General features: G+C 60.7%; 16 protein-coding genes. 10 read left to right on the top strand and 6 right to left on the bottom strand.

What is annotated here, in order from left to right; all coding sequences use genetic code 11:
• Positions 1 to 284: 284 nt before the first annotated feature.
• Positions 285 to 2,051, top strand: a complete 1,767-nt coding sequence (locus ABC977_RS01035) for an SLC13 family permease (RefSeq protein ID WP_369665477.1) — start codon at positions 285 to 287, stop codon at positions 2,049 to 2,051.
• 178 nt (positions 2,052 to 2,229) lie between these two features.
• Here ABC977_RS01035 and ABC977_RS01040 read toward each other — a convergent pair whose 3' ends face one another.
• A complete protein-coding gene (locus tag ABC977_RS01040; protein ID WP_369665364.1) occupies positions 2,230 to 2,649 on the bottom strand; it encodes an OsmC family protein in 420 nt (139 codons plus the stop codon).
• A gap of 247 nt (positions 2,650 to 2,896) precedes the next feature.
• Here ABC977_RS01040 and dksA point away from each other — a divergent pair, with 247 nt between their 5' ends.
• Complete coding sequence (dksA, locus tag ABC977_RS01045) at positions 2,897 to 3,265, top strand: RNA polymerase-binding protein DksA (RefSeq protein WP_369665478.1); 369 nt, start codon at positions 2,897 to 2,899, stop codon at positions 3,263 to 3,265.
• 78 nt (positions 3,266 to 3,343) lie between these two features.
• On the opposite strand, the gene ABC977_RS01050 is transcribed toward dksA, so the two are convergent.
• From ABC977_RS01050 to ABC977_RS01070, 5 genes are all read right to left on the bottom strand, one after another.
• Positions 3,344 to 3,682, bottom strand: coding sequence for a TusE/DsrC/DsvC family sulfur relay protein (locus tag ABC977_RS01050; RefSeq protein WP_369665365.1), 339 nt, complete (start codon positions 3,680 to 3,682; stop codon positions 3,344 to 3,346).
• 471 nt (positions 3,683 to 4,153) lie between these two features.
• Entirely contained in the window at positions 4,154 to 4,840 is a 687-nt protein-coding gene (cas6, locus tag ABC977_RS01055) for a type I-MYXAN CRISPR-associated protein Cas6/Cmx6 (RefSeq protein WP_369665366.1), read from the bottom strand.
• 1 nt (position 4,841) lies between these two features.
• A complete protein-coding gene (locus ABC977_RS01060; RefSeq protein ID WP_369665367.1) occupies positions 4,842 to 5,600 on the bottom strand; it encodes a hypothetical protein in 759 nt (252 codons plus the stop codon).
• 39 nt (positions 5,601 to 5,639) lie between these two features.
• Positions 5,640 to 5,831: a sulfur relay protein DsrC gene (locus ABC977_RS01065; protein ID WP_369665368.1), complete on the bottom strand. Its 192-nt coding sequence runs from the start codon at positions 5,829 to 5,831 to the stop codon at positions 5,640 to 5,642.
• 114 nt (positions 5,832 to 5,945) lie between these two features.
• Positions 5,946 to 6,830, bottom strand: a complete 885-nt coding sequence (locus tag ABC977_RS01070) for a TauD/TfdA family dioxygenase (protein WP_369665369.1) — start codon at positions 6,828 to 6,830, stop codon at positions 5,946 to 5,948.
• A gap of 403 nt (positions 6,831 to 7,233) precedes the next feature.
• Here ABC977_RS01070 and dsrA point away from each other — a divergent pair, with 403 nt between their 5' ends.
• The 8 genes from dsrA to dsrK all read left to right on the top strand — a co-directional run bounded on the left by dsrA (position 7,234) and on the right by dsrK (position 13,639).
• Entirely contained in the window at positions 7,234 to 8,484 is a 1,251-nt protein-coding gene (gene dsrA / locus ABC977_RS01075; protein WP_369665370.1) for a dissimilatory-type sulfite reductase subunit alpha, read from the top strand.
• A 78-nt stretch (positions 8,485 to 8,562) separates the two neighbouring features.
• Entirely contained in the window at positions 8,563 to 9,633 is a 1,071-nt protein-coding gene (gene dsrB / locus ABC977_RS01080; protein WP_369665371.1) for a dissimilatory-type sulfite reductase subunit beta, read from the top strand.
• A gap of 36 nt (positions 9,634 to 9,669) precedes the next feature.
• On the top strand, positions 9,670 to 10,062 hold the full coding sequence (gene tusD / locus ABC977_RS01085; RefSeq protein WP_369665372.1) for a sulfurtransferase complex subunit TusD: 393 nt from the start codon (positions 9,670 to 9,672) through the stop codon (positions 10,060 to 10,062).
• A gap of 11 nt (positions 10,063 to 10,073) precedes the next feature.
• Positions 10,074 to 10,484: a sulfurtransferase complex subunit TusC gene (tusC, locus tag ABC977_RS01090; RefSeq protein ID WP_369665373.1), complete on the top strand. Its 411-nt coding sequence runs from the start codon at positions 10,074 to 10,076 to the stop codon at positions 10,482 to 10,484.
• 12 nt (positions 10,485 to 10,496) lie between these two features.
• Entirely contained in the window at positions 10,497 to 10,805 is a 309-nt protein-coding gene (gene tusB, locus ABC977_RS01095) for a sulfurtransferase complex subunit TusB (RefSeq protein ID WP_369665374.1), read from the top strand.
• A 37-nt stretch (positions 10,806 to 10,842) separates the two neighbouring features.
• A complete protein-coding gene (locus ABC977_RS01100) occupies positions 10,843 to 11,175 on the top strand; it encodes a TusE/DsrC/DsvC family sulfur relay protein (protein ID WP_369665375.1) in 333 nt (110 codons plus the stop codon).
• 135 nt (positions 11,176 to 11,310) lie between these two features.
• Positions 11,311 to 12,048, top strand: coding sequence for a respiratory nitrate reductase subunit gamma (locus ABC977_RS01105; protein WP_369665376.1), 738 nt, complete (start codon positions 11,311 to 11,313; stop codon positions 12,046 to 12,048).
• Between the two features lie 40 nt (positions 12,049 to 12,088).
• The gene (dsrK, locus tag ABC977_RS01110; RefSeq protein WP_369665377.1) at positions 12,089 to 13,639 is read left to right on the top strand and encodes a sulfate reduction electron transfer complex DsrMKJOP subunit DsrK; all 1,551 of its coding nucleotides are present in this window, start codon (positions 12,089 to 12,091) and stop codon (positions 13,637 to 13,639) included.
• Positions 13,640 to 13,740 lie beyond the last annotated feature (101 nt).

Below are 13,740 nucleotides of genomic sequence, written 5' to 3' on the forward strand. Positions count from 1 at the left end.
CTACTCTGGCCACGTAGGTGGCGGCTGCGTCGCGCGATTTCACGCCCCGGCCGAGACCGGCCCCTGCTCTGCTGCGCTGCGAATTGACGGCTCCAGCGGTTCGGCTGGATACTGCCGCACCGGCCGTCCGCTGCACCGCGCAGCCCGGCTCGAGTGCGTCGCCGCGGACCTGGCGCGATGATCCCCGTCCGATGACCTGGTATTGTCCCAGATCGAGGGCGCGGGTGTGATTTCGCTGTACGGCGACTTTCCTCGGTCCTGACATGGCTGATCTCATTTGCCAGATGCCTTGGGATGCTTGGCTCACCGCCACGGTCGTGGTCGCCCTGTTCGCCGTGTTGGCCTTTACCCGGGCGGCGCCGGATCTGGTCTTCGTCGCGGCCGTGGTGCTGCTGCTGGCGATCGGGATCATCGACCCCGCGCAGGGGTTGGCGGGCTTCTCGAACCAAGGGGTGATCACGGTCGCTGCCCTCTATGTCGTCGTGGCCGGGATCCGGGAGACCGGTGGCGTCCAATGGATCGTCCATCATCTCCTTGGCCGACCGCGTTCGCTGATGCGCGCCCAGTGGCGTCTGACCGCGCCCGTGACGCTGATGAGCGCCTTGCTGAACAACACCCCGGTCGTCGGCATGTTGATACCGGCCGTCGGCGAGTGGGCGCGCAAGTACGATCTGTCGGTCTCGAAATTACTGATCCCTCTGTCCTACGCGGCAATCCTCGGGGGCACCATCACGCTGATCGGAACCAGCACGAACCTGGTCGTCAATGGCTTGATGCTCGATCGCATCGGTCAGGGCTTCGAGCTTTTCGACATCGCCTGGGTGGGCGTACCGGTGGCCTTGGTTGGGTTGGTCTTCATGATCCTTACCGGCCGTTGGTTGCTGCCGAATCGCCCGTCGGTTCGCGCGCAGCTCGAGGATCCCCGTGAGTACACGATCGAGATGGAGGTCGCGCCGGACGGTGCGCTCGTCGGTCGCAGCATCGAGGAGGCCGGTCTTCGTCATCTGCCCGGTGCCTTCCTGATCGAGCTGAATCGCGATGGCACCATCCTGCCGGCCGTGTCGCCGCAGGAGCGCTTGCGCGGCGGAGATCGTCTGATCTTCGTCGGCATCGTCGAGTCGGTCGTCGATCTGCAGAAGATCCGCGGGCTGTGGCCGGCGACCGGTCAGGTTTTCAAGCTCGATGGGCGCCGAGCCGATCGCCATCTACTCGAAGCCGTGGTGTCCGATAGCTGTCCTTTGGTCGGCCGGACCGTCCGCGATGCACGGTTTCGCAATCGCTACAACGCTGTCGTGATCGCGGTCGCGCGCAACGGGCACCGTCTGCCGGGAAAGATCGGCGATATCGTGCTCAGGCCTGGCGATACCCTACTGATCGAGGCCGGCGCCGGCTTTCAGGCTCAGACTTGCAACAGCCGTGACTTTTTCCTGGTCAGTCGGATCGAGGAGGCGGCCACCCCGCGCCATGAGCGCGCCTTGCTCGCCGCATCGATCCTCATGGCGATGATCTTTGCCGTGACGATCGGTCTCATATCGATGCTGGTCGGGGCCTTGTTGGCGGCGATCGCGATGATCCTCACCGGTTGCCTGACTTTGGAGCGGGCGCGGCAAAGCCTCGACTGGTCCGTGCTCTTCACGATCGCTGCCGCGTTCGGTGTCGGTGCCGCGGTCGAGGCGACCGGGCTCGCCGCCACCTTGGCGTCGGGGCTGGTTGGATTGGCCGGCCAGGATCCCTGGCTGGTCCTGGTGATGGTCTATGTGACGACCGCGCTCTTCACGGCCGTGATCACGAACAATGCGGCCGCCGTTCTGGTCTTTCCGATTGCCGCCACATTGGCCCAGGATCTGGGAGTCAGTCCCTTGCCCTTCGCGGTGGCCATCATGATGGCGGCTTCGGCAAGCTTTGCGACCCCGATCGGCTACCAGACGAACCTGATGGTCTACGGTCCCGGTGGATACCGTTTCAGTGACTATCTGCGCGCGGGGATACCACTCACCCTGGTTACGGCCCTGGTGGCGCTGCTCCTGATCCCGCTCGTTTGGCCTTTCTGATGTCGGGCAAGGGGGCTCTCCGAATCCGGCGCAAACCCGTGCGCGCTCCTCTGGCAGGGTGGGCGCGGGCTCCGTTCGCTTCGGTGTTCCGGTGCCCTTGCCTTGACGATTCATACATCGCGGGGCTCGCGGGCCAGGACGCGACCGCCGTTGGCAACGCCTCGCCCCGCGACGCCGGTCATGCCGCAGCGGTCTTGTCGGTGACCTCGATGACCGGCCCTTCACCCATTCGCGTAATGGTTTCGTGGACCGTGCAGAACTCGGCAGCTCGCTTCAAGGCCGCCAAGCGATCCCCGACGACGGCGTTCGGTAGATCGATCCGGACGACGAAATTGGTCAGATGCACGGGTTTGTCGGCCTTCTCGAATGACAACTCGACGGTCAGGCCGGTGCTGTCTAAGCCCGCGCGATCGCAGTACTGAACGACGAAGGCGGCGATGCACGACGAGATCGATGTGACGAAGTAATCGGGAGGCGTCGGATGACGGCCCTTGCCGCCCCATTCGGGGGTCGGCATCACGTCGTTCAGGATCCGGTGGCTTCCGACCTCGGTCTCGAAAACCATGTCCCCGTTGTGGCGGGTGATGATGGAAGGCATGACGTTTTCCTCGCAGGTGAATGTCCTAGGAGTCGTGAGGCTCAATGATATACCCGTCACACATGGATTTTCCGCCGCGATGGTTCAAGCGAGCAACCTTTCGTGCCGCCCGAGTCTGCGATGAAGGTTGCCCGCAGGCATGCGTTACCTTATAACCTGCACTCTGCTCGCATGACTGCCATTGAGGACCAAACCTGTGACCATCGAGCTGCCGCCGGGTTATCGCCCCGATGAAGGCGAGGAATACATGAGCCCCGTTCAGTTGCAGTATTTTCGACAGACGTTGTTGAACTGGCGAGCTGAACTCCTCGAGCAAGCGCAGCAGACCCTCGACGGGCTGCGCGACGAGAGCCATCACGAGGTGGGTGATGAGGCCGACCGGGCCAATCGCGAGGCAGATCAAACGCTCGATCTGCGAACCCGAGATCGCTATCGCAAACTCTTGCGTAAGATCGATGCCGCGCTGAAACGGATCGAGGATGGCAGCTACGGCTACTGCGAGGAAACCGGCGAGCCGATCGGTTTGCGTCGGCTCGAGGCCCGGCCCATTGCGACCTTATCCGTCGAGGCGCAGGAACGTCGCGAACTGCTCGAGCGCCAGTCGCGCGGCGAGTAACGATGTCCTCGGCTGGGTTGCTTGGGCCGGGTTGATCGGTCGCGCTCGCCGCGCTGGCTGGTTCGGGAGTCGGGGCGGTTAGTAACCGCCTTTGCGCCTGACCTGAGGAAGACCCGCTACCTTGGTGCCTTGCTTCGTCGGTGCGAGCGGAAAGAGCTGATAGAGATCCTTGCTCGTCAGCTTTTCCCCCCACCTCTTGCTCATCTCCTTCAGCACGATGCGCTCCATCGGCTGATTCTGGCCGTTATCGATATACTCGTCACGCAGGTAGCGGATGAGGTCCCAGTGCCGGTCGGTGAGCTCGATGCCCTCGGCTTTCGCCAAGGCTTCGGCAACTTCCTCGCTCCAATCCAGATGGTTGACAAGATAACCGGTTTCGGTGAGTTCGATATGTTTGCCGTTCACATCGATCGACATCTTCTTTCCTTTCCTCTCATCTTGCGGGCTGCCCGGAGCGGTGTTCGCCCCTTCCAGATTTCGCGACGATCCCGGGATCAGCGCGCTCGGGTGTCGCTTGCTTGTTGTCAGAAGTCGGGCTTGATCCGTGTTCGCGCTGCGGCGCCCCGGGCCCCGGTGCGTGCGGTTTCCGCTGGGGTCGGGGCACCCTGTTCTCGGATCTGTCGGTTGGTCGTCTCGGTGTCTCCAACACACCGACCGGCTCGTCACCGGTCGGGATTGCCTCTGCTTGTCAGGGCTCGCCGATAATAATGACAATGCCAGGTGGTGGTCCAGCCTGGGCAGTCCGGTGAGTCGGCATGGTGCCGAGCCTGACCGACGACCCTGCGCAAGAGGCTGCTGGCCGCCGCCGCGACGCCCACCGCTGCGTCGAGACCATCGACCGGGCCCGCGCGCTCATGAGCGCGATTCGCGGCACGGTCGGCGGCGATGTCAGCCAGGTCCGGTCACGGCTTCGACGCTTTTGTGAGGGATGAACAACCCGCAACCCATGTCGCGCCCGGGGCCCAGCCCCTCCTGTTGCAGACGTATGGAATCGGACAGGCTCAAGTCAGCGAGCAGCAAGCTCCTCGTCAGTCGAGGGCCATCGGCTGTCGCCAGTTGGGTCGGCTTACCGCAGAGGGCTTTGCGCACTCGCAGCGGCATGGATCGCAGTTCGGCGACTGCCCATTCCAGAAAACGCCCTTCGTCCTCGCCGAAGGGGTCGAGGATATGGCGGGCGAACAGCGTCTTTTCGCGACTCAGGGGGCGTATCTTTCCCGCTCCAACGGTCAGCGGGCAACCAGCCACGTCGAGCGTGCAACCGGTCAAGGCCTCGGCCACCGCGGGTACGTGGACCTGCGCGACACGGATCATCAGCCGGGTGCGCCGCGAGAGCATGAGGTATTGATCGGTGGCGTGACTTGGCCGTTGCCAGCCGTTCTGCGATCCGGCGACGTGTATCGAGTGAACGCCGAGTGGTACCCTCTCCTGGCTGCGATGCCAACAGCGCGATATCGCCTGACTCAGCGCGTAGACGTGATCGACGGGGATTTGCCGGCCGGAAAGCGAAAACTGGATATCCACTACCTCGTCGGCGATCGGTCGCTGTGGATCCGATGTCTCTTCCTGCCAGAGCATGTCAGCGGCCTCCATTCGTCCCGGCCGCTACTGCGGTCGGCGCCTGGTGGTCGTCGTCGATCGGCAAGCGGGCGCGCAGCTCTTCAGGATCGAACCACCAGTTTCCCTGAACCAGCACATCGACGATGTCGCGCAAACGAACGAGGAACTTCTCCGGTTCGCGTAGCTCCAATTGGTCCATCCATCGATCGAATTCTTGCTGGCTGCTGACCGAGCTGTGACGATGGGCCACTTGACTCAGCACGCGCGTGGCAAAAAACATCAGGTTCTCCCGGCTTTTGCCCGTAGCCCGGAGATCGGCGAGAAATAGGGCGGTCGTCGCGGCGATGGCTGCGCCGTCCGAATCATCGGGTGTTTCCTCGATCACGTGATTCAGGAGTTCGATCGTGAGTTCGGGGTCGATCGGGTAGGTGACCGCGAGCCAGATGCCTTGGCCAAGGGCCGCGACCGACTCGGGTTGGTTTGCTTGGAATAGGATGTCGCAGGCGTCAGCCGCCGATTCGAAGTCATCCGCGAACAAGAAAACGTCGAGTGCCTCGCGTGCGAGGGTCCAGGCCTCGCTTCCCCGCTCCAGGTTGACCAGTGCTCGGGCGATCTGGAGCTTGATGTCGGCGAGCCTGTCGGCCTGTGCTCCGTGGCGCACGAGCTCCTCGAGCCGCTCGCGGAGCGTCGAAAGGTGCGCCTCAACGGCGCCTGCCTCGCTCCGGTGCCGTGCCGCTGCGTCCGCGGCATGGAAGTTCGTCAAATCGGTAGCCTTCATCGTCATTGCCTTCGACTTGATGGTCTGGTTCGACCCGATCTAGCGGATCAGACCGCTGAACGCGGCCTCGAGACGATCCTCCCAGTTCTCCGGTGTGTCGGGGAATGGCGGCTTGACATCGATGCGGAAGAACCTCTCGCCGTTCCTGGCCACGCCCTGGATGAGCGGGATCAGTTCATCGAAGGATTCGATCTGTTTATGTTCCAGCAGTATGTCGCTGAGCCTGAGCATCGTTCTCCCCCTTGGCCTTCTGGTTTCGTCATCGCGATGCTGATCGCCTGCCCCGCCGTCCTCTCCGCGTCGCGGTCTCGGCCGTGCGCTGGCGCCCCGATCGGCTGGTGGGCGTCAGCGGAATTCAGCCGCGACGCGATCGAGGTATCTGACCCGCAACAACACGCGTTCCCGGCCTGCCCCGGCGGGATTCTCGAAGCCGCTTCGGTTATGCAGCACGTTGTGCGTGACGTAACCCTCGCCTGGCTTCAGCTTGTGGCGATACATGAAGGTGTCGCCATGCGAAAACAAGCGCGTCAGGGCGTCCCGCGCGACCTCTACCGTGGTCCCGGGCGCCCAGCGAACATGTTGCTTGCGAGCCGTATAGCGCATGTGCAGGCGCCCTTCCGGCCACGAAAAGACCGGTCCCACCGCGACTTCGCGCAATGTCCGGCCGCCCTCGACATTTGCCGGGATGGTCAAGACATCCGGGGCCATCAGGGTCGCGATGAGCTCAGGGTTCTGGTCGCGCAGACGTAGGTAAGCGATCTCGGGGTCGAGCAACGCGTTCTCGCCACCGTCAACGGCATCCTGAACGCAAAACAGCATCCAGGATCGCACCGCTCGTGACGGCGTGTTGTAGTAGCCATCGGTGTGCCAGCTCAAAGGGCGGTTGGTGTAGGGGATGTAGTCACCAGCCGCCCCCCCGCCTTCGACCTTGAGCTGGCTCACTGCATCCGTGCCGGCGTTGAGCGGGCTGTCGGTGCGCCTCAGGCCCAGGTGGTGGCCAAAACGCAGCAGGGCCGATGGGGTCACTTGGCGCGGATTCTCGCAATCGATCAGCGCCATGTTGCACTTGGCGAGGCGTTCGGCGATCGCGGCGATCTCCGTACGAGTCGGTTCGCTCAGCCGCGCGACCTTGACCCGCAGTCGCGAGAGATCCTCCGGATAGTGCGCGAGCTTGCTGGCGCGCCACGCCCGGTAGGCTTGGTCATCGGCGAGTGGATGTCGGTTCGGCATCGTGCTGGACCTCAAGATTAGAACTCTCTTATATTAGGAAACATTGACCTTACCATTGTCCTTCCGTAGTATGGTCGAGGATTTTTGTCGGACATGTGGGCCGCCGGCGCCATCTGAAGGCCAGAACGGGATATCCCGAAGGGGATAGGGCCGATGAGGGAGCATCCCCCGATGGTGGAATGGAGTACGCGACTTCCGGTTGTCTATAGTAACGATTGACGACTGGTCCTTGGATCGTCTGCGCACCGGGTCCTCAAGATGGCTTCCGGGTGGTCGGAAAGATCGGGAAGAGACGAACGTGTCGCGCCCTGGCTCGACTAGCCGAGGGGCGGCGAGACCGGTCTGATGGGATACCTTCGGGTTTTTGACTCCGCGACAGACTACCGACGGGAGAGATAGCGCCATGGCACTCGAAAAACACCCTACGCCGATGCTCGATCAGCTCGAGACTGGGCCCTGGCCAAGTTTCATATCCGGTATCAAGCGTTTGCGCGATCAGCACCCTGATGTTCGCATCAACGAAATGACGAACGACCTGCTCGGGCAGCTCGAGCACTCGTACGAGACGCGCAAGGGTTACTGGAAAGGTGGGACCGTATCGGTTTACGGCTACGGCGGAGGCATCATTCCGCGCTTTTCCGAGGTGGGCAAGGTCTTTACCAAATCGAAGGAGTTTCACACCTTGCGGGTGCAGCCGCCCGCCGGGAATCACTACACGACCGCTATGCTGCGGCAATTGGCCGATAGTTGGGAGAAGTACGGATCGGGCCTCGTAACCTTCCACGGGCAGACCGGTAACATCATGTTCATCGGCGCCGACACCAAGGCCACACAGCATTTCTTCGACGAAATCAACGAGTACGGGTGGGATCTGGGCGGGGCCGGTCCCTGCGTGAGGACGGCGATGTCCTGCATCGGTTCGGCTCGTTGCGAGATGTCCTGTACCAACGAGTTGAAGGCTCATCGCCGCTTGGTCAACAACTTCGTCGATGATGTGCATCGCCCGGCGTTGCCGTACAAGTTCAAGTTCAAGGTGTCTGGTTGCGCCAATGACTGTCAGAACGCGATCGAACGGTCCGATTTCGCCGTGATCGGCACCTGGCGCGACGACATGAAGGTCGATCAGTCCGAGGTCCGAGCCTACGTCGCGCAAAAAGGTCGTCAGTACCTCATCGACAACGTCATTACCCGCTGTCCCACCAACGCTTTGTCCTTGTCCGACGACGACGCGCTGATCGTCAACAATCGCGACTGCGTGCGCTGCATGCACTGTCTGAACGTCATGCCGAAGGCGCTGCATCCCGGTGACGACAAGGGTGTCACCATCCTCGTCGGGGGCAAACGTACGCTCAAGATCGGAGATTTGATGGGTACGGTCATCGTGCCGTTCAAGAAGCTGGAGACCGAAGAGGATTACGAGTCATTGGTCGAGCTGGCGGAAACCATCATCGATTTCTGGGCAGAGAATGGCCTGGAGCACGAACGCTGCGGCGAGATGATCGAGCGGATCGGCCTTTCCAACTTCCTAGAAGGGATCGGGATCGATCCGGACCCGAACATGCTCAGTCATCCGAGGCAAAGCTCCTACGTTCGCATGGACGGTTGGGATGAGGCCGCGACGGAGTGGTTCGAGCGGCGCGCCGAGGCCGGATGATGCCGTAAGCGATGGTGCTGGCTGAGCGCCAGCGCAAGCATCCCTTTTCTTCATTCCAAATCCTAACGGAGGCAGGCGATGGCGGACATGCGCGAGCCAATCGAAACCGGTTGTCCAGATCCATGGCAATACATGCATCCCGTGATGCGCAAGAATTTCGGTCAGTGGAAATACCACGAGCATCCGCGACCCGGTGTGCTCCGCCACGTCGCTTACAGCGGTGATGAGATCTGGACTGTGAAGGCCGGGACGCAGCGTATCCTAGACGTGTTCTCGCTGCGCAAGCTATGTGACATCGGTGATCGCTATGCCGACGGCTACGTTCACTTCACGATTCGCTCGAACATCGAATTCCTCGTCAAGGATCCGGCCAGCGTCGAGCCGTTGATCAAGGCATTGGAAGATGCTGGGTTTGTCGTCGGCGGGACGCAAAACTCGGTGGCCATGATCTCGCACACGCAGGGTTGGTTGCATTGCGATATCCCGGGCACGGACGCATCCGGTGTCGTCAAGGCGATGATGGATGAGCTGATCGACGAGTTCCGCAATGCGACCATGCCGAATCGCGTGCATATCACGACCTCCTGCTGCCAGATCAATTGCGGTGGTCAGGGCGATATTGCGATCAATGTCCAGCACACCAAGCCTCCGAAGATCAATCATGATCTCGTCGCCAATGTTTGCGAGCGGCCGTCGGTCGTCGCGCGCTGCCCAGTGGCCGCGATTCGTCCCGCATTGGTCAATGGGAAGCCGTCACTGGAGGTCGATGAGCGCAAGTGTATCTGCTGTGGTGCCTGTTATCCCCCATGTCCGCCGATGCAGATCAATGACGCGGAGCACACGAAGCTGGCGATCTGGGTCGGTGGCAATCACTCGAACGCGCGTGGCAAGCCGACTTTCCAAAAGCTCGTCGCCGCCGGCATCCCAAATAATCCGCCGCGGTGGCCAGAGGCGACCGCGATCGTCAAGCGGATTCTGAAGGCCTACAAGGAAGGCGCGCGCGATTGGGAGCGCATCAACGAGTGGATCGAGCGTATCGGCTGGCCGCGCTTCTTCGAAGAGGTGGAGTTGCCCTTTACCAAGTATCATATCGATACTTGGCGTGGCGCGCGAAGCAGTTTCAATGCCTCGTCATACATTCGTTTCTGAGGATCACACAGCGCCGGGAGGTCATTCGAGGTCGCCATGAGGTTTGCAATACAGATCAATGAGGGACCCTATCAACACCAGGCGTCCGATACGGCCTATCGTTTCACGAAGGCAGCCCTCGAGAAGGGTCACGAAGTGATGCGGGTGTTTTTCTATCACGACGGTGTATACAACGCGTCTCGTCTGACGACTCCGCCACAGGACGATCGTCACGTCGTCAACATGTGGGCCGAATTGGCCGAGCGATACGACCTCGACATGGTGGTCTGCGTCGCGGCGGCACAGCGCCGGGGGCTTGTCGATGAGGGCGAAGCCAAGCGTAATGGGAAGGATGCGACCAACATCCACCCGCGATTCCGGATTTCCGGCCTGGGGCAACTGGTCGAGGCCGCGATACAGTCGGACCGCTTGGTCTGTTTCGGCGATTGATGGGGGTTGTCGTGTCCGAAGTCGTTAAGAATTTTCTGTATCTGAATCGGAAGGCGCCCTACGGTACGATCTACGCGTGGGAATCGCTCGAAGTCGTCCTGATCGGAGCGGCCTTCGACCAACAGGTCAGTCTGATGTTTGTCGACGATGGCGTCTACCAGTTGATGAAGACCCAGGATACATCTGGGATCGGCGTCAAGAACTTCTCCCCGACCTATCGGACCCTGGGCGATTACGAGGTCAAGAACGTGTATGTCGATCGCGAGTCGTTAGCGGCGCGGGGGCTGACCGAGGATGATCTGGTGCAAATCCCGTGGGAGGACTGGGAATCGGGCGAAGAACGAGACAACATCGTCGAGATTGTCGACGTGGCCCGGGCTCGCGCGATCATGGATGAGTCCGATCTGATCTTCAGCTTCTAGAGGGCAAGGGCGATGGCAATTCTGCATACCGTGAATAAGTCGCCGTTCGAGCGCAACGCGCTCGACTCGTGCCTGAAATTTGCTTCTGATGGTGCCGCCGTGCTACTGATCGAGGATGGCGTCTACGCGGCCCTTCGTGATACCGCTGTCACGGAGCGGGTCGCGTCGGCGTTGGAACGGGTCAGTCTGTTCGTGCTCGGGCCGGATCTCAAGGCGAGAGGCTTCGCTGAAGAACGACTGATTGCTGGGGTGAAGGTCGTCGACTACGATGGTTTCGTGGACCTCGCCGCGGAGCACGACAAGGTTCAGGCTTGGCTGTAACGACAATTACGCAATATCTCTCGATAAGGAGAACATCATGCCAATCGAAGTCAATGGTAAGAACCTCGACACCGATGAAGAGGGTTACCTCGCCAACATCAACGAATGGGAGCCCGAGGTGGCCGTCGTCATGGCTAAGGAGGACGATCTAGCACTCACCGACGAGCATTGGGATATCATCAATTTTCTTCGCGAATACTATGAGGAATATCAGATTGCACCGGCGGTTCGCGTGTTGACGAAGGCCGTCGGCAAGAAGCTCGGCAAGGACAAGGGCAACAGCAAGTACCTGTATGGGCTGTTCCCTTACGGCCCAGCGAAACAGGCTTGCCGTTATGCCGGCCTGCCCAAGCCGACGGGTTGCGTGTAACGGCGATCAGCGTCACGCGCTAAGGCGTCGCCCGTCGCCGGAAAACCGCGCGTCGGGCGATGTTCTGGGCAGATATTGCCAGCGAGGGGGCGGTTGCTCCCCGGCCTGGCCCGGTGACACCGAGGTAGTGGGAGCATGTCGTTCTTATCGGGTTTTTACGCGTCCTTGTTCTATCTTGCGGTGGTCGTGTTGATCCTTGGCTTGATCAACAAGACTATTCAGTACGCGCGTGCTCCAGCCCCCCTCAAGATTCCGACCACGCCTGCTCCGACGACGCGTGCGGGGGTCGTGTTGCGGATGGCTCGGGAAGTCGTATTCTTCGAGAGCCTGTTCAAGGGCAATAAGTGGATCTGGATATTTGGCTGGATCTTTCACTTCGGCTTGTTCCTCGTCACCTTACGTCACCTGCGTTATTTCCTCGATCCCGTCCCGGCATTGATCGCCTTCATTCAGCCGTTCGGCATCTACGGTGGTATGGCGATGGTCCTTGGTCTCGTCGGTCTTTGGGCGCGACGAGTTCTTGTCGATCGGGTGCGCTTCATCACATCGGCGTCCGACCACCTGATGCTGCTGCTGCTGGTCATGATCGGCGTCTCCGGTTTGTCGATGACCTACGTCGTCCATACCGATATCGTCGCCCTGAAGAACTTCTTCATCGGACTCTATAGCTTCCAAGTCAATCCGCTGCCGTCGGATCCCCTGCTTCTGATCCATCTGTTCCTGGTGGCGCTGCTGATGATCATCTTCCCGTATAGCAAGCTCCTTCATGCTCCGGGAATGTTTTTCAGCCCGTCGCGCAATCAGGTCGATAATCCCCGGGAGAAACGTCACGTGGCGCCGTGGGCCGACCGCCTCGAACAGCGAGAGCTATAACCGGTTCCCGGCTCACGATAGGTGTCGAAGAGGTCCCACCATGGCCAAGGCCGATTTTCAAGTCCCCGAGCTGCAGCCCTACGCGGAGATCCCCCCGCTGCAGCCGGGCACCATGTCCCACAGCAAACCCTTCGTGGCCAAGCAGGAATTTCAAGCACCGCTCGGGTATCCAGGGGAGTTGGTGGATGGTTGGGAACGGAAGGCGATCGACAAGATGGGCGAGTTGCTGGGCAAGTATCGCTCGTTGCGTGTTTACCTGGATTCCTGCGTCAAGTGCGGTTCCTGCACCGACAAGTGCCATTACTACTTGGGTACCAAGGATCCGAATAACATGCCTGTCGGACGGCAGGATCTTATGCGGAAGGTGTATCGGCGGCACTTCACATTGGCGGGTCGGCTGTTCCCCAAGTTGGTCGGGGCGAGTGACTTCACGAGGGAAGTACTCGACGAGTGGTACAGCTATTTTCACCAATGCTCGCAGTGTCGCCGCTGTTCGGTCTTCTGCCCTTACGGAATCGATACCGCCGAGATTTCGATGGCGGCCCGCGAAATCATGGACAGTATCGGTGTCGGTCAAAAATACTGTAACGAGATCATCGGCAAGGTATACAAGATTGGGAACAATCTCGGTTTGCCTGGTCCGGCACTGAAAGACACGCTGGAAGGACTCGAAGAGGACGTGTTCGACGACACGGGTGTCAGCGTCCGGTATCCGATCGACGAAGAGGGGGCCGAGATCCTCTTGGTGACGCCGTCGGCCGACTTTTTCGCCGAACCGCATGTCGACGGGTTGATCGGGTACGGCAAGGTCTTCCACGAGGCCGGTGTCTCCTGGACGCTCAGTTCCCATGCCTCCGAGGCGGCCAACTTCGGCCTTTTCATCGGGTCCTACGACAACATGCGGCGTATCGCGCAGCGAATTCGCGAGGCCGCAATTCAACTCAAGGTCAAGCGGATCGTCTTCGGTGAATGCGGACACGCTTGGCGCGTGGCCTACAGTTTCCTAAATACGCTCGCGGGTCCGTGGGATTTTCTCGATCCACGCTATCCGGTGCCGCAGCATATCTGCGAGTTCACCCATGATCTGATCCGGCAGGGCCGGCTTAGATTCGATAAGTCGCGCAACGATGACATGGTGCTTACCTTCCATGATTCGTGCAATGTCGCGCGGGCCTCGCGGATGGGTGAGCGCGCAGGCGGCCAGTTCGAGATCCCGAGAGCGATCATCCGGGCTACCTGTAATCATTTCTTCGATATGGAAGAGGAGACGATACGCGACCGGACCTTCTGCTGCGGTGGTGGTGGCGGTCTGCTGACCGACGATCTGATGGAGCTGCGGGTCAAGGGCGCCATGCCTAGGATCCAGGCCCTGAACAACGTCATCAAGGAAAAAGGCGTCACGCACATGGCCGCGATCTGCGCGATCTGCAAGAGCCAGTTCACGAAGGTGCTTCCCTACTATGGGATGGAAATGGACCAGATCGTCAGCCTCCATCAGTTGGTGTCGAACGCAATCATCTTGACTGGACAAGAGACGGGCGATGAGGAGGACGACGAGGAGGCGGAGGGGGTCTCCACCGAGGCTGCCTGATGCTGGCCTGAATAATGAATGAGCCAACGGTCTACCACGGCCGTCGGCGGCATCCGGTCGATACTGTCGACTAACACGGGGTGTAACTGGTTTAGGAGAGT

It is taken from the genome of Thioalkalicoccus limnaeus (assembly GCF_041197575.1).
GTDB classification, from domain to species: Bacteria; Pseudomonadota; Gammaproteobacteria; order Chromatiales; family Chromatiaceae; genus Thioalkalicoccus; species Thioalkalicoccus limnaeus.

Coding starts and splice junctions, on each gene's coding strand:
- ABC977_RS01040 (WP_369665364.1), bottom strand. CDS start 2,649: ATGCCTTCCATCATCACCCGCCACAACGGGGACATGGTTTTCGAGACC.
- ABC977_RS01100 (WP_369665375.1), top strand. CDS start 10,843: ATGCCAATCGAAGTCAATGGTAAGAACCTCGACACCGATGAAGAGGGT.
- ABC977_RS01065 (WP_369665368.1), bottom strand. CDS start 5,831: ATGCTCAGGCTCAGCGACATACTGCTGGAACATAAACAGATCGAATCC.
- dsrB (WP_369665371.1), top strand. CDS start 8,563: ATGGCGGACATGCGCGAGCCAATCGAAACCGGTTGTCCAGATCCATGG.
- tusB (WP_369665374.1), top strand. CDS start 10,497: ATGGCAATTCTGCATACCGTGAATAAGTCGCCGTTCGAGCGCAACGCG.
- ABC977_RS01070 (WP_369665369.1), bottom strand. CDS start 6,830: ATGCCGAACCGACATCCACTCGCCGATGACCAAGCCTACCGGGCGTGG.
- tusD (WP_369665372.1), top strand. CDS start 9,670: ATGAGGTTTGCAATACAGATCAATGAGGGACCCTATCAACACCAGGCG.
- ABC977_RS01060 (WP_369665367.1), bottom strand. CDS start 5,600: ATGAAGGCTACCGATTTGACGAACTTCCATGCCGCGGACGCAGCGGCA.
- dksA (WP_369665478.1), top strand. CDS start 2,897: ATGAGCCCCGTTCAGTTGCAGTATTTTCGACAGACGTTGTTGAACTGG.
- dsrK (WP_369665377.1), top strand. CDS start 12,089: ATGGCCAAGGCCGATTTTCAAGTCCCCGAGCTGCAGCCCTACGCGGAG.
- ABC977_RS01050 (WP_369665365.1), bottom strand. CDS start 3,682: ATGTCGATCGATGTGAACGGCAAACATATCGAACTCACCGAAACCGGT.
- ABC977_RS01105 (WP_369665376.1), top strand. CDS start 11,311: ATGTCGTTCTTATCGGGTTTTTACGCGTCCTTGTTCTATCTTGCGGTG.
- ABC977_RS01035 (WP_369665477.1), top strand. CDS start 285: ATGCCTTGGGATGCTTGGCTCACCGCCACGGTCGTGGTCGCCCTGTTC.
- cas6 (WP_369665366.1), bottom strand. CDS start 4,840: ATGCTCTGGCAGGAAGAGACATCGGATCCACAGCGACCGATCGCCGAC.
- dsrA (WP_369665370.1), top strand. CDS start 7,234: ATGGCACTCGAAAAACACCCTACGCCGATGCTCGATCAGCTCGAGACT.